Below are 17,082 nucleotides of genomic sequence, written 5' to 3'. Positions count from 1 at the left end.
CTCTGGATTCCGGGCTCGCGCGTCGCGCGCCCCGGAATGACGCCGTTGAGGCAACATGGTCGCGCTGCGCGGAAAAGAGATAGACGCCTTCCTCGCCCGTCCTGACGCGGGCCGTCCGATCATCCTGCTCTATGGACCTGACGCCGGCCTCGTGCGCGAGCGTGCCGATGCGCTGATCGCCTCCGCGGTCGATGATCCCAACGACCCCTTCTCGCTGGTCAAGCTCGACGGCGACGAGCTCTCGGCCGAGCCGTCACGCCTGGTCGATGAAGCCATGACCGTGCCGCTGTTCGGCGGCCGCCGGGCCATCCGCATCCGCGCCGGCTCGCGCAGCTTTGCCAGCGGCGTCGACACGCTGGCGGAGATGAGCGTGAAGGATTGCCGCATCGTGATCGAGGCCGGCGAGCTGCGGCCGGAATCGCCGCTGCGCAAGGTCTGCGAGAAGGCCAAGACGGCGGTGGCGATCGGCTGCTATCCCGACACCGAGCGCGACCTCGCAAAACTGGTGGAAGACGAGCTGCGCATTGCGAATTTGCGCATCGCGCACGACGCCCGCGCCGCGCTGATGTCCTTCCTCGGTGGCGACCGCCAGGCCTCGCGCAACGAGCTGCGCAAGCTGACGCTCTATGCTCATGGCAAAGGCGAGATCACGCTGGACGACGTGATGTCCGTGGTCGCCGACGCCTCCGAGCTGAAGCTCGATCCGATCGTCGACGGCGCCTTCGCCGGCCGGCCCGATATCGTCGAGACCGAATTCGCAAAAGCCATGATCGCCGGCACTTATCCCGGCGTGATCATCTCCGCCGCGCAGCGCCAGGCGGCGTGGCTGCACAAATCCGCGCTCGCGATCGCCGACGGCCAGCCTGCCTCCGCCGTGCTCGGCGGCGGCTTTCCGCGGCTGCATTTTTCACGAAAGCCCATGGTCGAAACGGCACTGCGCAATTTCAGCGTGGCGCGGCTCGCCGCCATCATCGAGCAGCTCGCGTCTGCCGCGCTCGACACCCGCAAGCAATCGACCCTCGCCGCCGCCATCGCCCAGCGCACGCTGATGGCGATCGCCGCGAACGCGAAGCGGCGGGGATAGGTCCCGCTCTCTCTACACGTCATTGCGAGCACGACTCTCTGCATCCGTCATTGCGAGCGCAGCGAAGCAATCCAGTGTCCCTCCGCGGAACGATTCTGGATTGCTTCGCTGCGCTCGCAATGACGATGCGGATGCAGGCGCGCGCCACACACTCAGCCGTCGTCCCGGCGAAGGCCGGGACCCATAACCACAGGGAGAGGTTTGGCGAAGACACGTAGTTCGGTACTGTGACTTTCCGCGATCGATGGATCACGCGGTATGGGTCCCGGCCTTCGCCGGGACGAGAGAGTTACAGCACGCCCTTTGCCAGCCGCTTCATCACCTCGTCGAGCTGATCGAGGTTGCGGTAGTTGATCTGGACCGAGCCGCCGGGGTCGCGGTGATTGACGGTGACCTTGAGGCCGAGCGCGTCGCTGACGCGCTTTTCCAAGTCGATCGTGTCGGGGTCCTTTTCCTTGCCACCGGTCGAGCGCGCCTTCTGCGGCTTGCGCTCGGGCACGCCCTCTTCATGTGCGAGCGCCTCGGCCTGGCGGACGTTGAGACCCTCCTCGACGATGCGCTTGGCGGATGCGAGCGGATCGGGCACGCCGATCAGCGCGCGGGCATGACCGGCGGTCAGATCGCCGCTGGTGATCAGGGCCTGCACCTCGGCCGGCAGCTTGGTCAGCCGCATCATGTTGGCGATGTGGCTGCGGCTCTTGCCGACGACCTTTGCGATGTCGTCCTGGCTGCGTTTGAATTCGTTGGCGAGCGCGTGATAGCCGAGCGCCTCTTCCATCGGGTTGAGGTCTTCGCGCTGTACGTTCTCGACGATCGCGAATTCCAGCGCATCGCTGTCGCTGATGTCGACCGGGACGATCGGCACTTCATGCAGGCCCGCCATCTGCGACGCGCGCCAGCGCCGCTCGCCGGCGATGATCTCAAAGCGGTCCTGCGCACCCTTCACCGGGCGCACCACGATCGGCTGGATCACACCGTGCTGCTTGATGGACTCGGAGAGCTCCTTCAGCTCGGTGTCTGAAAAGGTGCGGCGCGGGTTGCGCGGATTGGCCTTGATGAACTCGATCGGTACCTTGCGCTGCGCGCGCGGACGATCGACGTGCTGAGCCTCGCCGCCGACATCACCGATCAGACTCGCAAGACCCCGGCCCAGTCGCGAACGCGCTTCGTCGGCCATCGCCAGCTCCCTTGGATTCACGGTGCAGCACTCCAGAACTGAATTTCGAAACTTGTAGGATGGGTAGAGCGAAGCGAAACCCATCGCCGTTTGCGTTTGGGGTGATGGGTTTCGCTACGCTCTACCCATCCTACGAACAACGTCGCTTCAATGCGTCGTGCGCAGCTCGCGCTCGCGCTGGATCACCTCGGTGGCGAGCCGCAAGTAAGCTTCGCTGCCGACGCATTTGAGATCGTAGACCAGCACCGGCTTGCCGTAGGACGGCGCTTCGGAGATGCGCACGTTGCGCGGGATCATGGTCTTGTAGACCTTCTCGCCCATGAACTGGCGGACGTCGGCGACGACCTGGTTCGAGAGGTTGTTGCGCGAGTCGAACATGGTCAGCACGATGCCGTGGATCGACAGGGTCGGGTTGAGCGTCGAGCGCACCTGCTCCACCGTCTGCAGCAATTGCGACAGACCTTCGAGCGCGAAGAACTCGCATTGCAGCGGCACCAGGATCGCGTCCGACGCCGCCATCGCGTTCACAGTGAGCAGATTGAGCGAGGGCGGGCAGTCGATCAGCACATAGGTGTAGTCGGCGTCCGGCGAGACGTTGTTGTTGAGCGCGCCGATCGCATCTCGCAGCTTGAAGGCGCGGCCGGGCGTGGTGCCGAGCTCGAGCTCGAGGCCGGAGAGATCCATGGTAGAGGGCGCGATGTGCAGCCGCGGCACCGCGGTCGAAACCACTGCTTCGCGCAAGCTCGCTTCGCCGATCAGAACGTCATAGGTCGAGCAGGAACGGTTTCGGCGGTCGATGCCGAGGCCGGTCGAGGCGTTGCCCTGCGGATCGAGATCGACGATCAGGACACGCTCGCCAATCGCGGCGAGCGCCGTGCCGAGATTGATCGCTGTGGTTGTTTTTCCCACCCCACCCTTCTGATTCGCCAGCGCCAGGATGCGCGGGTGGCCTTGCGGGACCTCTGCGGTCTGTTCTTGCTGCGGCTCGTCAATCACGGTCATCGAAATTCCCCACTCAACCCCTGAACGTCTCACCCGCGCCGTTCAACTGAAGTCAACTCGACGATCCAGCCGTCCCCTGTCCGGCTTTGGTGGAGTCGCGGCTGAATATTCCAATATTTAGCGGCTTCGGTCAATTCAGCCTCTACATCTTGACCCTTGAGAAACAACGCCTTTGCGCCCTGGCGCATCAGCGGCTCCGCAAAGCCGATGAGTTGATGTAGCGGAGCCAGCGCACGCGCGGTGACGCAATCGACGGGGCCGGTGATTCTATCCACATTATCCCCGATCTCAGCGAGATGTACGAGCCCCGGCGATGCGGTGACACGAAGCGCTTCGCGCAAAAAGGCGGCCTTCTTGGCGATTCGCTCGACGAGATGGACGCTGGCGCCCGGCGTATCGGCCATGGCGCAGGCGAGCACAACGCCGGGAAAGCCGCCGCCGCTGCCGAGGTCGGCCCAGCGTTTTGCCGATGGCGCGAGATCGACGAGCTGAAGCGAGTCGGCGATGTGCCGCGTCCAGAGGTGCGGCAAGGTCGAGGGCGCGACCAGATTGGTCTTGGCCTGCCACTCGCGGAGCAGCGCGATGTAGCGATCGAGTCGGTCCTCGGTTTCACGTGAAACCGGAGCGAGCTTAAGCGCCGCGTTCTTGTCGGCGGCGATGGCGGCGTCCAGCGACCGATCGTTGACGCTGGCCTTGTCGACCTTCGGTTTGGCCGGCGCCGGCTCAGCTCGGCGAGCGGCGCCCTCACCTGTTCCGGGTCGTCGCGATAGCGGTCTGTCTCCGCCCGGTCCGCGCTGTTTCACGTGAAACGCCTATGCGATTGCCTTGGAGGTCTTTCGAGCTTCGCGGCGGAGATAGGCCGCGAGGATGCCGAGCGCCGCCGGCGTCATGCCATCGATCCGGCCGGCCTGGCCGACCGTGAACGGGCGGGCCTTCTCCAGCTTGGCGCGGACCTCGTTGGAGAGACCTGGGACCAGCTTGTAGTCGACATCCGACAGCACCATCCCCTCGTCACGCCGGAAGGCCTCGACGTCGGCGCTCTGGCGCTCAAGGTAGACATCATACTTGGCGTCGATCTCGAGGTGGGTGGCGATGACGGGATCGATCGCCGACAGCTCGGGCCAGATCGATCGGACCTGGCTCCAGCCGATCTCCGGATAGGCCATCAGCTCGAAGGCCGAGCGGCGCTGGCCGTCCCGGTTCAGGGACAGTCCGTGCTTGATCGCCTCGTTGGGCGTGATGGTCAGCGACTTCGAGAGCGTCCGGGCGGCGTTCAGAGCATCCATCTTGCCGCGATGATGCTGGGTCCGGGCCCTGCCGACGCATCCCAGAGCAATCCCCTTTTCAGTCAGACGCTGATCGGCATTATCGGCGCGCAGCGTCAGCCGGTACTCGGCGCGCGAGGTGAACATCCGATAGGGCTCGGTGATCCCGCGGGTGACGAGGTCGTCGATCATCACGCCAAGATAGCCGTCTGCGCGGTCGAACACGGTCAGAGCAGAGCCACTGGCGGCGAGCGCGGCGTTCAGGCCGGCCACGATACCCTGCCCGGCGGCTTCCTCGTATCCGGTGGTGCCGTTGATTTGCCCGGCCAGGAACAGGCCGCGCAGACGCTTGGTCTGGAGGGTCGGGTCGAGCTCGCGAGGATCGATGTGGTCGTATTCGATGGCGTAGCCTGGCCGGACCATCTTCACTCGCTCGAGGCCGGGGATGCTGGCGAGGATTGCGAGCTGGACCTCCTCCGGCAGCGAAGTCGAGATGCCATTGGGATAGACCGTGCTGTCGTCCAGCCCTTCCGGCTCCAGGAAGATCTGGTGGCCATCGCGGTCGCCGAAGCGGACGATCTTGTCCTCGATCGAGGGGCAGTAGCGCGGGCCGGAACTCTTGATCTGGCCGGAATACATCGGAGAGCGATGGACATTGGCCCGGATCACCTCATGGGTCGCAGCCGTGGTCCGGGTGATCCCGCACTGGATCTGCGGGGTCGTAATCCGCTCGGTCATCACCGAGAACGGCTCCGGCGGCTCGTCTCCCGGCTGCATCTCGACCGCAGCCCAGTCGATCGTGGTGCCGTCCAGGCGCGGCGGGGTGCCGGTCTTGAGCCGTCCGAGGGTGAAGCCGGCACGCTCAAAGGAGGTCGAAAGACCCATCGCCGGGGCTTCGCCGACCCGTCCGGCAGGCCAGTTCTTCTCACCGAGATGGATCAGGCCGCGGAGAAAGGTGCCAGTGGTGACGACGACGGCCCCTGCCCGAAGCTCCCGGCCGTCTGCCAGGCGCAGCCCGGTCACCCGGCCGTCGACCACGATCAGCTCGTCCGCCTCGCCTTCGATGACGGAAAGACCTTCGGTCTCCCGGATCGCCGCCTGCATCGCGACGGCATAAAGCTTCCGGTCGGCCTGGGCCCGGGGACCACGGACGGCCGGACCCTTCCGGCGGTTGAGGACGCGAAACTGGATACCGCCGGCATCGCCGACGCGGCCCATCAGGCCATCGAGGGCATCGACCTCGCGGACCAGATGGCCTTTGCCGAGACCGCCAATCGCGGGATTGCAGGACATCGCCCCGACGGTGGCGAAACGGTGCGTCACCAGAGCGGTCGCCGCGCCCATCCGGGCAGACGCAGCCGCGGCCTCACAGCCGGCGTGGCCGCCGCCAATCACGATGACGTCGAAGCTCTCTCGCTCTGTTCGCATGGGCGAACTTCTAGCTCAGAGGTATGAAAGCCGGAAGTAGAAACTGGGCGGGGTCGGTGTTTCACGTGAAACGGACGGCGCTGGAGCTAGAGCATTTTCTTGAAAACAACCCCATGCACAGTAGGTGCGACATTGAACGGGCTGCTCTTTCACGTGAAACAACACGCATCGGTGACGGGGATACAGTGACGGTCCCGCCCAGACGCTGGATACATCGAAGAGAGCGAGACGACCGCGACGCCGTCATTGCGAGCGTAGCGAAGCAATCCAGGCTGCCTCCGCGGAAACAGCTTGGATTGCTTCGTCGCAAGAGCCCCTCGCAATGACGGAGATCGCGGCGAGCTTCGTTGTCCTCCAGCGGGCACTGTTCCCGCAGCGAGGTCGATCGGCGCGTTGGAACCTGCTGCCCTCTCGGTAGCGACCGCCGCTCGCTGACACGCGAAACCCGATCGAGCCAGCTCGCCAGATTGTTTCACGTCAAACACAAACAATGGAACAAGCACTAGTTCTAGAATGAAGAACTAGCGCTACTTTCCGATACAGAATTTCTGGAAAATGGCCCCAAGGACGTCCTCGACGTCCACCCGGCCGAGGAGCCGCCCCAAAGCATAGGCGGCGGAACGAAGCTCTTCCGCGGCGAGCTCCTCGCCCTCTTCTACAAGGTCCAGACTCCGGCGCAAGCTATCTCGCGCCTGGCCCAGCAGCTCACGCTGGCGCACCCGGGTCACCAAGGCGCCCTCGCTAGCTCCGAAAAACTCGGCGGCGAATTTCACGAGCGCGTCCACCAACGCCGCGATGCCATCCCCCCGGCTTGCCGAGATCGCGAACTCGCCCGGTGGCGTGGCGGCTCCGGATCCCAGATCGATCTTGTTGCGCACGATCCAGGCCGCGCCATCTGACTGGTCGCCTCCGGATTTCCGAAGCGACCGCATCGCATCCGAATCGACGACCTGCTCGGCCTCGACCAACCACAGCACGAGGTCGGCGTCTTCCGCCCGCGCCCGTGCCCGACGCACACCTTCCTGCTCGACCGGATCGTCGGTCTCGCGGATTCCGGCGGTGTCGATGACAGTGACGGGATAGCCGTCGAGGTCAAGCTGCACCTCGATCACGTCACGCGTCGTGCCGGCGTGCGGCGAGACGATCGCGACCTCGCGGCGCGCGAGCTGGTTCATCAGCGTGGACTTTCCGACATTCGGCTCGCCCGCGATCGCGACCACGAGGCCGTCGCGCAGGCGTTCCGAATGTCCCTGTGCCGCAAGGACTTTTGCAATTTCATCATGCAGCGCCTTGATCGCCCGCACCGCCGGCGCCATCAGCTCGGCCGGCACATCGCCTTCGTCGGAGAAATCGATGCCGGCCTCGATCAGCGCGGACGCCTCAATGATCCGCTCGCGCCAGTCGCGAGCGCGCTTGCCGAGCAGCCCTTCAAGCTGACGCAGCGCCTGGCGCCGCTGCCGGTCGGTGTCGGCATGAATGAGGTCGTCGAGGCCTTCGGCTTCGGTGAGATCGAGCTTGCCGTTCTCGAAGGATCGCCGCGTGAACTCGCCCGGCTCGGCCGTGCGTGTATTCGGAATTAGCGAAATAGCGGCGAAGAGTGCGGCCAGCACCGCGCGTCCGCCATGGACGTGGAATTCGGCGACGTCCTCGCCGGTCGCACTGCCCGGCCCCGGGAACCAGAGCACGACCGCATCGTCGATCGGCTCGCCCGCGCCGTCGCGCAGCAGCCGCCGGCTGGCCTGCCGCGGTGCCGGTAGCTTGCCCGCGAGCGTCATCAGAACTGCGCCGGCCTGCAGGCCCGAGACGCGCACCACCGCGATCGCACTTGGCGCACGGCCGGACGACAGCGCAAAGATGGTCTGGTCTCGCGGATGCATGGCCTATTTGTCCGGCTGGCGGGGAAAAGGCAAACGGTCCGTTCTTCAGAGGCCGAAGGCTGCCGTTTTGCTGCGCTCTCGTCCGCAGCAACAGGCATATTGCGATGCAATATAGGATGCAGCATTTTGCTGCTAAACTGGTCTAAGCTCGGAGCAAATCCGTGGCGAAAGTCAACTATTACGCAAAGATATCAACAGCTTCCAATGGACGCGGATTTTCGCGCCGGCCGTCCGCCATGCTGCACTTTTCCCGCAGCAACACCGCACAAACAAAAGGGCGCCCGAAGGCGCCCTCTGATCTCTTGCTGCACTGCACTCAGGTGTTCATGGAGTCGAAGAATTCCGAATTGCTCTTGGTCGAGCGCAGCTTGTCGAGCAGGAAGTCGATCGCGTCCATCGTACCCATCGGATTGAGGATGCGGCGCAGGACGTACATCTTCTTGAGCACCTGCGGATCGGTGATGAGCTCCTCCTTGCGGGTGCCGGAGCGCGAGATGTCGATCGCCGGGAAGGTGCGCTTGTCCGAGACCTTGCGATCGAGGATCAGTTCCGAGTTACCGGTGCCCTTGAACTCTTCGAAGATGACTTCGTCCATGCGGCTGCCGGTATCGACCAGCGCGGTCGCGATGATGGTCAGCGAGCCGCCCTCCTCGATGTTGCGGGCGGCGCCGAAGAAGCGCTTCGGCCGCTGCAGCGCGTTGGCGTCGACACCGCCGGTCAGCACCTTGCCGGATGACGGCACCACGGTGTTATAGGCGCGGCCGAGGCGTGTGATCGAATCGAGCAGGATCACGACGTCGCGGCCGTGCTCGACCAGGCGCTTGGCCTTCTCGATCACCATCTCGGCGACCTGGACGTGACGCACCGCCGGCTCGTCGAAGGTCGACGACACGACCTCGCCCTTCACCGAACGCTGCATGTCCGTGACTTCTTCCGGACGCTCGTCGATCAAGAGCACGATCAGATAGCATTCGGGATGATTGTGCGTGATCGAGTGCGCGATGTTCTGCATCAGCACGGTTTTACCGGTGCGCGGCGGCGCCACGATCAGGGCGCGCTGGCCCTTGCCGATCGGGGCTACGATGTCGATCACCCGCGCAGATAGGTCTTTCCGCGTCGGATCGTCGATTTCCATGCGGAAACGCTGATTCGGAAACAGCGGGGTGAGGTTGTCGAAATTGACCTTGTGCTTGGCCTTTTCCGGGTCCTCGAAATTGAGCGTGTTGACCTTCAGCAACGCGAAGTAGCGTTCGCCCTCTTTCGGGCTGCGGATGTGGCCTTCGATGGTGTCGCCGGTGCGCAGGCCGAAACGGCGGATCTGCGAGGGCGAAACGTAGATGTCGTCAGGGCCGGGCAGATAATTCGCGTCGGGCGAGCGGAGGAAGCCGAAGCCGTCGGAGAGAACTTCGACGACGCCTTCGCCGACGATATCGGTCTCGGCGAGCGAGAGCTGCTTGAGGATGGCAAACAGCAGCTCCTGCTTGCGCATGGTGCTGGCGTTCTCGACCCCATTCTCTTCCGCGAACGAGACGAGCTCGGCCGGCGTCTTCGACTTGAGGTCCTGGAGTTTAATTTCCCGCATTGGGGTGGTCCTGTGGGGTAACCTTGGAGAGGGGGGTGCGAGGAGGCTCTGAAATGCGGACGTGAGAAGGTAAGGTCCGCAGGTCTGGCAAGGAGAGTGCCGGGTGAGGCTTCAAACCTGATGCGGTGTCCGGCCTCTGGAAAGCTCAGACACAACCACATCCGCCTGCGTTGGGTGGGATGCCGATAATATAGAAAATCGCTCCCGGCTCTGCAAGACGAAGCGCTGAGCTAAACGTCGCGCGGCTGCCTAGAACGGCTTCACGATCACCATGATGACGATGACAATCATCAGGACGGTCGGCACCTCATTGATAATCCGATAGAATTTCTGGCTGCGCGGGCGCCGGTCGGCAGCAAAGTCCTTCACCCAGCGGGAAAAAAAGCCGTGGACCGCGGACATCGCCAGCACGAGTGCCAGTTTTACGTGCAGCCAGCCGAAAGTGAACCAGTGGCCGGACCAGGCGAGATAGAGCCCGGCGAGCCAGGTGACGATCATGGCGGGGTTGATGATCGCCTTGAGCAGCCGGCGTTCCATGGTCTTGAACGTCTCGGACTGCTTTGAGCCGATTTCGGCCTCGCAGTGATAGACGAACAGTCGCGGCAGATAGAGCATGCCCGCCATCCAGGAGATGACGGCGATCACATGCAGCGCCTTGATCCAGAGATAGACGTCTTCGAACATGCTCTGCGCCCGGATTCCTGCCCAGCCTAGGGAAGGCTGGGGATAGTAAGAACTCGTTAAGGTCTTACCCTGCACACATATCCGTCCGTAGCGCCTTCCTCAAATCTAGAATCTTAGATTCTTAAGGTTTGAGTCTGAGTGACCGTGGATTGGACTCACGCAATGCCGTCCGCGGGTTCACGCTCGCTTGTTCACATCCATCAACATATCCCGGCGAGCTCGGGCGACTTCCGATAAGTTGGCCAGCTTCAAAGGCTTGCACGTCTCCGTCGGCAGCTTATCAAGGGAGTTGTCCGCGCAATCCCGCTTCCGCGCCGCGAGGGCGCCGGACTTGTTCTGATGGGCAGCGGTGTGAAGAAAATTGGCACTTGTCCCGCCCCTGGTGTCGCACATCCCTTTCCGAGCGGTTAAGCTCCACAGAAATCCACAAACCGCCCCAACGCAATTCAAAGGGTTTTTGTGCCGACCTCGAACAATTATTTCCATCTGCACCTCGTTTCCGACTCGACCGGTGAGACCCTGATCACCGTGGCGCGCGCTGTCGCCGCCCAATATGCCAACGTGACCCCGGTCGAGCATGTCTATCCGCTGGTGCGCAGCCAGAAGCAGCTCGACCGCGTGCTCGACGAGATCGAGGAGGCGCCGGGGATCGTGCTGTTCACGCTGCTCGAGAAGGATCTGGTGTCCAGGCTCGAGGACAAGTGCAAGGAAATCAACGTTCCGAGCCTGTCGATCATCGGCCCGGTGATGCAGCTGTTCGAAGCCTATCTCGGCGCTGCGACCACGGGCCGCGTCGGCGCCCAGCACGTGCTCAATGCGGAATATTTCAAGCGCATCGACGCGCTGAACTACACGATGATTCACGACGACGGCCAGCACGTCGAAGGCCTCGACGATGCCGACGTGGTCCTGGTCGGCGTGTCCCGCACCTCCAAGACGCCGACGTCGATCTATCTCGCCAATCGCGGCATCCGCACCGCCAACGTGCCGCTGGTTCCCGGCATTCCGGTGCCCGAGCAATTGGAGAAGCTGACACGGCCGCTGGTCGTCAGCCTGCACGCGACGCCGGAACGCCTGATCCAGATCCGTCAGAACCGCCTGCTCTCCCTGGGAGCCGAGTCCGGCAGCGACACCTACACCGACCGACAATCGGTCACCGAGGAGGTCGCGTTTGCGCGCAAGCTCAGCGCCAAGCACGATTGGCCGCTGCTGGACGTCACGCGCCGCTCGATCGAGGAAACCGCGGCGGCGATCATGAAGCTCTACAGCGATCGCCAGCGCAACCGGCCGTCGGAATAATGGCTCTCTGGCGCGGCACATCTCCGTTGGTGCTGGCCTCGCAAAGCAGCGCGAGAAAGATGCTGCTGGCGAACGCCGGGCTCGCATTCGAGGCCGTCACCGCTGATATCGACGAGCGCGGCATCCAGGCTGCGTCCAACCTTTCAAATCCGCGCGAGATCGGCCTGCTGCTGGCGCGCGAGAAGGCGAAGGCGGTCTCGGTCCATCATCCGGGAAGCTATGTGATCGGCGCCGACCAGACGCTGGCGCTTGGCGAGCGCCTCTTCAACAAGCCCGCCGGCCGCGCCCAGGCGCTGGAGCAGCTGCGCGATCTCGCCGGCAACAGCCACGAGCTGAATTCCGCCGTGGCCATGGCGCGCGACGGCAAGATCGTTTTCGAGGACGTCTCGGTCGCCCGCATGACCATGCGCAAAATGACCGATGCTGAACTGTCCGCTTATCTCGACGCCACCGGCGACGCCGTCACCACCAGCGTCGGCGCCTATCAGCTCGAAGGCCTCGGCGTCCATTTGTTCGAGCGCATCGAGGGCGACCATTTCACCATTCTCGGCCTGCCGCTATTGCCGCTGCTTGCGTTTCTGCGGCGTGAACGGTTAGTTGCGGTCTGAACGGCAAGAATGGCTCGGCGCTGATGCGAATCCTCGGACTGACCGGCTCGATCGGGATGGGCAAATCCACCACCGCAAACTTGTTTGCGGAGGCCGGCGTACCCGTCTACGACGCCGATGCCGCCGTCCATCAGCTCTATGAGGGCGAAGCGGCTCCGGCGATCGAGGCAGCCTTCCCCGGCACCACCGTGAACGGCAAGGTCGACCGACCCAAGCTGTCCGCGCGCGTGGTGCACGATCCCGCCGCGATCAAGCAGCTCGAGCAGATCGTTCACCCGATGCTCGGCGCGTCCCGGCAAAAATTCTTTGCCGACGCGGAAGCGGCCAAGGCGCCGGTCGTGGTTTTGGATATCCCGCTGTTGTTCGAGACCGGCGGCGAGAAGCGCGTCGACGCCGTGGTCGTGGTCTCGACCTCGCCGGAACTTCAGCGCGAGCGGGTGCTGGCGCGCGGCACGATGGACGAGGCCAAGCTCGACGCCATCATAGCCAAGCAGACGCCGGACGCGGAGAAGCGCAAGCGGGCCGATTTCGTGGTGGATACGTCACACGGACTTGAACCCGTGCGCGCGCAAATCGCGCACATCCTGGCCGAGGTCGTTAAAATGCCGCAGCGGCGGGCCTGATTCGCCGTCCCACCCGGCTTCCTCAAGATCATGCGCGAAATCGTTCTCGACACCGAAACCACCGGCCTTGATCCGCTTCGCGGCGACCGCCTGGTCGAAATCGGCTGCGTCGAGATTTTCAACCGCATGCCGACGGGACAGACGTATCACGTCTATATCAATCCTGAGCGGGATATGCCGGCGGAAGCCTTTGCGGTGCACGGGCTGTCGGCCGAATTCCTGTCGACCAAGCCGCTGTTCCACGAGGTGGTCGACGCGTTTCTGGAGTTCATCGGCGATGCGCCGCTGGTGATCCACAACGCCTCGTTCGACATCAGCTTCATCAATGCCGAGCTCGACCGCATCAAGCGCGCTGCGATCCCGCGCGAGCAGCTGGTCGATACCCTGCTGCTGGCGCGACGCAAGCATCCCGGCGTGTCGAACCGGCTTGACGATCTCTGCTCGCGCTATTCGATCGACAACTCACACCGCACCAAGCACGGCGCGCTGCTCGACGCCGAGCTTCTGGCCGAAGTCTATGTCGATCTGGTCGGGGCGCGGCAGTCGCAGCTGCTGCTGGCGTCGGACGCCGAGGAGATTCGCGTCAGCGCCACCGGCGATGCGCCGCGGCGGCAGCGGCTGGTGCCGCTTGCGCCGCGGGTTTCAGAAGCCGAGCGCGAGGCCCATAAGGCCTTCATCGCGACGCTCGGCGAGAAGGCCATCTGGAACGAGTATCTCGCCGCTCCGGCCGCTGCTGCGGCCGGCTAGGCTCGCTGATTAGGCCTGCTGATCAGGCTTGGCCCGTCTGACCGCCCTGGGCAGCCATCTGCCGCTCCATGTTCTGGCGATAGAGGCCGACGAAATCGACCGGATCCAGCATCAGGGGCGGGAACCCGCCGTCGCGCACGGCTGTCGCGATGATCTCGCGGGCGAACGGGAACAGCAGGCGCGGGCACTCGATCATGACCAGCGGATGCAGATTCTCCTTCGGCACGTTGGCGACGCGGAACACGCCGGCATAGGCGAGCTCGAACGAGAACATGATCTTGCCCGCGGACTCGGCCTTGCCGTCGACCGACAGCGTCACCTCGAATTCGGTTTCGCTGAGATTGTTGGCGCTGACATTGATCTGAATGTTGATCTGCGGCGGCTGGCTCTGCTGCTGGAGCGAGGTGGGCGCGTTCGGATTTTCGAACGACAGGTCCTTGGTATACTGCGCCAGCACGTTGAGCTGGGGAGCCTGGGCCGCCTCGGGAGGGGTGCCGTTACCGTTGGTCATGAAAGTCTCTCCTTACCCGATTGGGGCTGAATTTCGCGGCGGTTGGCTAACATAGGGCCGCCTCGTTCCACAAGGACGAACGGCGCCGGATGGCGGTATCCGGGCCGCGCCCACATCTGTGACGCTCGGCCCGGCCTTTTGACGAAATTGCGCCTTAAATGATTGAAGATGCGCGATTTCCGGGCACGATCTGGTTTCCCCTTAAGCATAAAACGCGCTACACTCGCCGCTGTGCCAAAAGGCGCCATTGGCCGGGCAAGATTCCGTGCCTACATCCCATGGACCTGACGTGGGCCAAAAATGGTGATGTAGACTTGCCGTTCCCGTATGGAACGGTCTACTGGCCGGATTGATTTTCCCGGCGACGATCCTAGACCCTTCTACAGAAGACCAGAAAGCGAATACGACGTGGACATCTACACCATCATCTTCCTGGCGCTGGCGGTCTTTATCTTCCTGAGGCTGCGCAGCGTGCTGGGGCAGCGTACGGGCAACGAGCGGCCGCCGTTCGACCGCAACGCGCTCCAGGGCGCCCAGGACAAGAACGTCGTGACCATGCCGGGCAAGGTGATCGACCAGGCTCCGCTGGCGCCGGCGACCGAGCCGGCCCCGCCTTCCGATCGCTGGAAGGGCCTGACTGAACCGGGCACCGCGCTGGCGCAGGGCCTCGACGCCATCGTCGACAAGGATTCCACCTTCGACCCGCGCCACTTCATCTCGGGCGCCCGCGGCGCCTACGAGATGATCGTGCTGGCCTTTGCCAATGGCGACCGCCGCGCGCTGCGCGACCTGTTGTCGTCGGAGGTCTATGAGAGCTTCGACGCCGCGATCAAGGAGCGCGAGAAGAACGAGCAGAAGACCGAGACCCGCTTCGTCTCGATCGACAAGGCCGAGCTCGTCGGCGCCGAGCTGCGCGACCGTACCGCCCAGCTCACCGTGCGCTTCGTCTCGCAGATGATCTCGGCGACCCGCGACAAGACTGGCACCATCGTCGACGGCAGCGCCGACACGGTGGCCGACATCACCGACATCTGGACTTTCGCCCGCGACACCACCTCTCGCGATCCGAACTGGAAGCTGGTTGGCACCGGAAGCGCGAATTAAGACTCTTCTGAAGAATAGCGCGACGGCGCTTTGCGCAGGTGTCGTCGCGCTATCGTCGTTTTCGCTCGGCGCAGAGGCGGCGAGGCGCCACTATCGCAGCCATCACCATCATCTCCCGGAATTGCCTGCCCACCCTCCGCGGGCTCTGCCCTATCCGCAGCTTCCCCTGCCATTTGAGATTCCCGGCACGCAATATCTGCCGCTGGCCTGGGCCGACGTGAAGGGTTGGAGCGAGGACGATCATCTCGCCGCCTACAAGACGTTCCGCGCCAGCTGCAAGTCGATCAATGCACAGACGGGCGCTCTCGAGCCGAAGGCGCTCGGCGCTTCGCTGAACGAGCCCTGCCGCGCCGCCAAATCGCTCGACCTCAGCGATGACGCGAAAGCAAAAACCTTCTTCGAGCAGAATTTCGCGCCGCTGCGCATCTCCCGCCTTGGCGAGCCCGACGGTTTCGTCACCGGCTATTACGAGCCGGTGCTGGAGGGATCGCGCACGCAGACCGACGTCTTCAACGTGCCGGTCTATCGCCGCCCGTCGAACCTGTTCGTGCGCGGCTACAAGCAGGACGCGGTCAGCTTGCCCAACAAAGGGCCGGTGTATCGGAAGATCGGCCGCCGCAAGCTCGTGCCCTATTACGATCGCGGCGAGATCGAGGACGGCAAGATCGCCGGGCGCGGGCTCGAGATCGCCTGGCTGAAGGATCCGACTGACCTGTTGTTCGCCCAGATCCAGGGCTCGGCGCGGATCAAGTTCGACGACGGCGGCACGGTCCGCCTGAACTACGACGCCTATAACGGCTATCCCTACACCGCCGTCGGTCGCATCCTGATCGAGCGCGGCATCATTCCGAAGGAAGAGATGTCGATGCAGAGGATCAGGGAGTGGATGGCGCAAAACCCTGACGGCGCCAAGGAGCTGCGCCGCCAGAACCGCTCCTACATCTTCTTCCGCGAGGTCAATCTTTCCGACAAGGACGAGGCGATTGGCGCGCAAGGCATCCCGCTCACCGCGGGACGCTCGATCGCGGTCGACAAGTCGCTGCATGTCTACGGCACGCCGTTCTTCATCGAGGGCGAGCTGCCGATCGATTCCGAACGCTCCAAGACGCCGTTCCATCGGTTGATGATCGCGCAGGACACCGGCTCGGCCATCATCGGCCCCGCGCGCGCCGATCTCTACTTTGGTGCCGGCCACGAGGCCGGCCGCGTCTCTGGGCGGCTCCGCCATCCCATGCACTTTGTCATGCTGGTGCCGAAGGGGCTCGATCCCGCGGCGCGCGCCGCGCGGCTGCCGGTGCCGGATCCCAGGCCGTCGGAGAAGATCGCAAAACTGTTTCCGCAAACCGGGCCCGCGAAGGATTCGGCCATGCCGGCGGCTCAGGGTAGAGGTGAAACGGTGGCCGTTGCTAACCCGGTCCCGCTGCCGGTGCCACGTCCCGTGATCGAGCCCGCTTCCGAGCCGCGGCGGCCGGTGAAGAATCGGTCCCATCGGCAGCAATGAAGCGATCGTCCCGTCCGCCCGTGCTGGAGCCTCGTCCCTCGCCGCGCCGCCGCGCGCTGAGCGAGGAGGAGCGCGAGCTGTGGGATCTCGTCGCCAAACACGTCAAGCCGCTGAAGAAACTGCGCGTGGCAAAGGCGCCGGCCACGCCGCGCACCGAGCCTTCACCCGCCACGCCGGTGCCGCGGCCTGCGCCGTCACCGCGGCCGGTTGCTGCTGCGCCCGCGCCGCGCCTGGCAAAGCCGGCGATGCCGCCGCTGGCGCCGCTCGGCAAGCGCGAGCGCACAAAACTGTCGCGCGGCCGCAGCGAGATCGAGGCGCGGCTCGACCTGCACGGCATGACCCAGACCCGCGCCCATCGCGCCCTCACCGGCTTCCTGCACCGTGCCCATCATGACGGCTTGACCTTCGTGCTCGTCATCACCGGCAAGGGTCGCAGCGGCGGCGAAAGCGGCGTGCTGCGGCGGCAAGTGCCGGAATGGCTGAGCCTGCCGGAATTTCGCGCCTTCGTCGTCGGCTTCGAGGAAGCCGCCATCGGCCACGGCGGCGAGGGTGCGCTGTATGTGCGGATCAGGCGGGCGAGGTTTTAAATC

At 64.3% G+C, this 17,082-nt stretch carries 16 protein-coding genes; 8 read left to right on the top strand and 8 right to left on the bottom strand.

All coding sequences use genetic code 11. The features are described from left to right. Positions 1 to 55 precede the first annotated feature (55 nt). A complete protein-coding gene (gene holA / locus QA642_RS01055; RefSeq protein ID WP_283082994.1) occupies positions 56 to 1,084 on the top strand; it encodes a DNA polymerase III subunit delta in 1,029 nt (342 codons plus the stop codon). Between the two features lie 289 nt (positions 1,085 to 1,373). On the opposite strand, the gene QA642_RS01050 is transcribed toward holA, so the two are convergent. From QA642_RS01050 to hemJ, 7 genes are all read right to left on the bottom strand, one after another. Continuing rightward, a complete protein-coding gene (locus QA642_RS01050) occupies positions 1,374 to 2,261 on the bottom strand; it encodes a ParB/RepB/Spo0J family partition protein (protein ID WP_283082993.1) in 888 nt (295 codons plus the stop codon). Positions 2,262 to 2,408: 147 nt separating this feature from the next. Next, positions 2,409 to 3,263: a ParA family protein gene (locus QA642_RS01045; protein WP_283082991.1), complete on the bottom strand. Its 855-nt coding sequence runs from the start codon at positions 3,261 to 3,263 to the stop codon at positions 2,409 to 2,411. A gap of 29 nt (positions 3,264 to 3,292) precedes the next feature. Beyond that, the gene (gene rsmG / locus QA642_RS01040; RefSeq protein ID WP_283087128.1) at positions 3,293 to 3,934 is read right to left on the bottom strand and encodes a 16S rRNA (guanine(527)-N(7))-methyltransferase RsmG; all 642 of its coding nucleotides are present in this window, start codon (positions 3,932 to 3,934) and stop codon (positions 3,293 to 3,295) included. A gap of 141 nt (positions 3,935 to 4,075) precedes the next feature. After that, a complete protein-coding gene (gene mnmG, locus QA642_RS01035) occupies positions 4,076 to 5,956 on the bottom strand; it encodes a tRNA uridine-5-carboxymethylaminomethyl(34) synthesis enzyme MnmG (RefSeq protein ID WP_283082990.1) in 1,881 nt (626 codons plus the stop codon). A 527-nt stretch (positions 5,957 to 6,483) separates the two neighbouring features. After that, positions 6,484 to 7,833 (bottom strand): tRNA uridine-5-carboxymethylaminomethyl(34) synthesis GTPase MnmE, encoded by a 1,350-nt coding sequence (gene mnmE / locus QA642_RS01030; RefSeq protein WP_283082989.1) that lies wholly within the window; start codon positions 7,831 to 7,833, stop codon positions 6,484 to 6,486. Between the two features lie 316 nt (positions 7,834 to 8,149). After that, entirely contained in the window at positions 8,150 to 9,415 is a 1,266-nt protein-coding gene (rho, locus tag QA642_RS01025; RefSeq protein ID WP_011083462.1) for a transcription termination factor Rho, read from the bottom strand. A 249-nt stretch (positions 9,416 to 9,664) separates the two neighbouring features. Then, positions 9,665 to 10,099, bottom strand: coding sequence for a protoporphyrinogen oxidase HemJ (gene hemJ, locus QA642_RS01020; protein ID WP_283082988.1), 435 nt, complete (start codon positions 10,097 to 10,099; stop codon positions 9,665 to 9,667). Positions 10,100 to 10,558: 459 nt separating this feature from the next. Between hemJ and QA642_RS01015 the strand changes: the two genes are divergently transcribed. From QA642_RS01015 to dnaQ, 4 genes are read left to right on the top strand one after another with little or no spacing between them, the layout of a single operon-like run. Then, entirely contained in the window at positions 10,559 to 11,398 is an 840-nt protein-coding gene (locus tag QA642_RS01015) for a pyruvate, water dikinase regulatory protein (protein WP_283082987.1), read from the top strand. Continuing rightward, entirely contained in the window at positions 11,398 to 12,006 is a 609-nt protein-coding gene (locus tag QA642_RS01010) for a Maf family nucleotide pyrophosphatase (RefSeq protein WP_283082986.1), read from the top strand. Before QA642_RS01015 ends, QA642_RS01010 begins: the two co-directional genes overlap by 1 nt. A 23-nt stretch (positions 12,007 to 12,029) precedes the next feature. Then, positions 12,030 to 12,629, top strand: a complete 600-nt coding sequence (coaE, locus tag QA642_RS01005) for a dephospho-CoA kinase (RefSeq protein ID WP_283082985.1) — start codon at positions 12,030 to 12,032, stop codon at positions 12,627 to 12,629. A 30-nt stretch (positions 12,630 to 12,659) separates the two neighbouring features. Beyond that, entirely contained in the window at positions 12,660 to 13,376 is a 717-nt protein-coding gene (gene dnaQ, locus QA642_RS01000) for a DNA polymerase III subunit epsilon (RefSeq protein ID WP_283082984.1), read from the top strand. Positions 13,377 to 13,398: 22 nt separating this feature from the next. Here the strand turns inward: dnaQ and secB are convergent, their stop codons facing one another. Next, a complete protein-coding gene (gene secB / locus QA642_RS00995) occupies positions 13,399 to 13,887 on the bottom strand; it encodes a protein-export chaperone SecB (protein ID WP_283082983.1) in 489 nt (162 codons plus the stop codon). 408 nt (positions 13,888 to 14,295) lie between these two features. Between secB and QA642_RS00990 the strand changes: the two genes are divergently transcribed. From QA642_RS00990 to QA642_RS00980, 3 genes are read left to right on the top strand one after another with little or no spacing between them, the layout of a single operon-like run. Continuing rightward, the gene (locus QA642_RS00990; RefSeq protein ID WP_283082982.1) at positions 14,296 to 14,991 is read left to right on the top strand and encodes a Tim44/TimA family putative adaptor protein; all 696 of its coding nucleotides are present in this window, start codon (positions 14,296 to 14,298) and stop codon (positions 14,989 to 14,991) included. After that, positions 14,969 to 16,492, top strand: coding sequence for an MltA domain-containing protein (locus QA642_RS00985; protein WP_283082981.1), 1,524 nt, complete (start codon positions 14,969 to 14,971; stop codon positions 16,490 to 16,492). The genes QA642_RS00990 and QA642_RS00985 overlap by 23 nt, the downstream gene beginning before the upstream one ends. After that, complete coding sequence (locus QA642_RS00980) at positions 16,489 to 17,079, top strand: Smr/MutS family protein (protein WP_283082980.1); 591 nt, start codon at positions 16,489 to 16,491, stop codon at positions 17,077 to 17,079. Before QA642_RS00985 ends, QA642_RS00980 begins: the two co-directional genes overlap by 4 nt. The last annotated feature ends 3 nt before the right edge of the window (positions 17,080 to 17,082 follow it).

The organism is Bradyrhizobium sp. CB2312 (assembly GCF_029714425.1).
Taxonomy (GTDB): Bacteria; Pseudomonadota; Alphaproteobacteria; order Rhizobiales; family Xanthobacteraceae; genus Bradyrhizobium.
Note: the sequence above shows the minus strand (reverse complement) of the source record. Positions and strands in the feature narration are given on the sequence as shown.

What these genes read in the sequence shown, in the direction of transcription:
- holA (WP_283082994.1), top strand. Translation starts at nt 56, where the DNA reads ATGGTCGCGCTGCGCGGAAAAGAGATAGACGCCTTCCTCGCCCGTCCT.
- QA642_RS01050 (WP_283082993.1), bottom strand. Translation starts at nt 2,261, where the DNA reads ATGGCCGACGAAGCGCGTTCGCGACTGGGCCGGGGTCTTGCGAGTCTG.
- QA642_RS01045 (WP_283082991.1), bottom strand. Translation starts at nt 3,263, where the DNA reads ATGACCGTGATTGACGAGCCGCAGCAAGAACAGACCGCAGAGGTCCCG.
- mnmG (WP_283082990.1), bottom strand. Translation starts at nt 5,956, where the DNA reads ATGCGAACAGAGCGAGAGAGCTTCGACGTCATCGTGATTGGCGGCGGC.
- mnmE (WP_283082989.1), bottom strand. Translation starts at nt 7,833, where the DNA reads ATGCATCCGCGAGACCAGACCATCTTTGCGCTGTCGTCCGGCCGTGCG.
- rho (WP_011083462.1), bottom strand. Translation starts at nt 9,415, where the DNA reads ATGCGGGAAATTAAACTCCAGGACCTCAAGTCGAAGACGCCGGCCGAG.
- hemJ (WP_283082988.1), bottom strand. Translation starts at nt 10,099, where the DNA reads ATGTTCGAAGACGTCTATCTCTGGATCAAGGCGCTGCATGTGATCGCC.
- QA642_RS01010 (WP_283082986.1), top strand. Translation starts at nt 11,398, where the DNA reads ATGGCTCTCTGGCGCGGCACATCTCCGTTGGTGCTGGCCTCGCAAAGC.
- coaE (WP_283082985.1), top strand. Translation starts at nt 12,030, where the DNA reads ATGCGAATCCTCGGACTGACCGGCTCGATCGGGATGGGCAAATCCACC.
- dnaQ (WP_283082984.1), top strand. Translation starts at nt 12,660, where the DNA reads ATGCGCGAAATCGTTCTCGACACCGAAACCACCGGCCTTGATCCGCTT.
- secB (WP_283082983.1), bottom strand. Translation starts at nt 13,887, where the DNA reads ATGACCAACGGTAACGGCACCCCTCCCGAGGCGGCCCAGGCTCCCCAG.
- QA642_RS00980 (WP_283082980.1), top strand. Translation starts at nt 16,489, where the DNA reads ATGAAGCGATCGTCCCGTCCGCCCGTGCTGGAGCCTCGTCCCTCGCCG.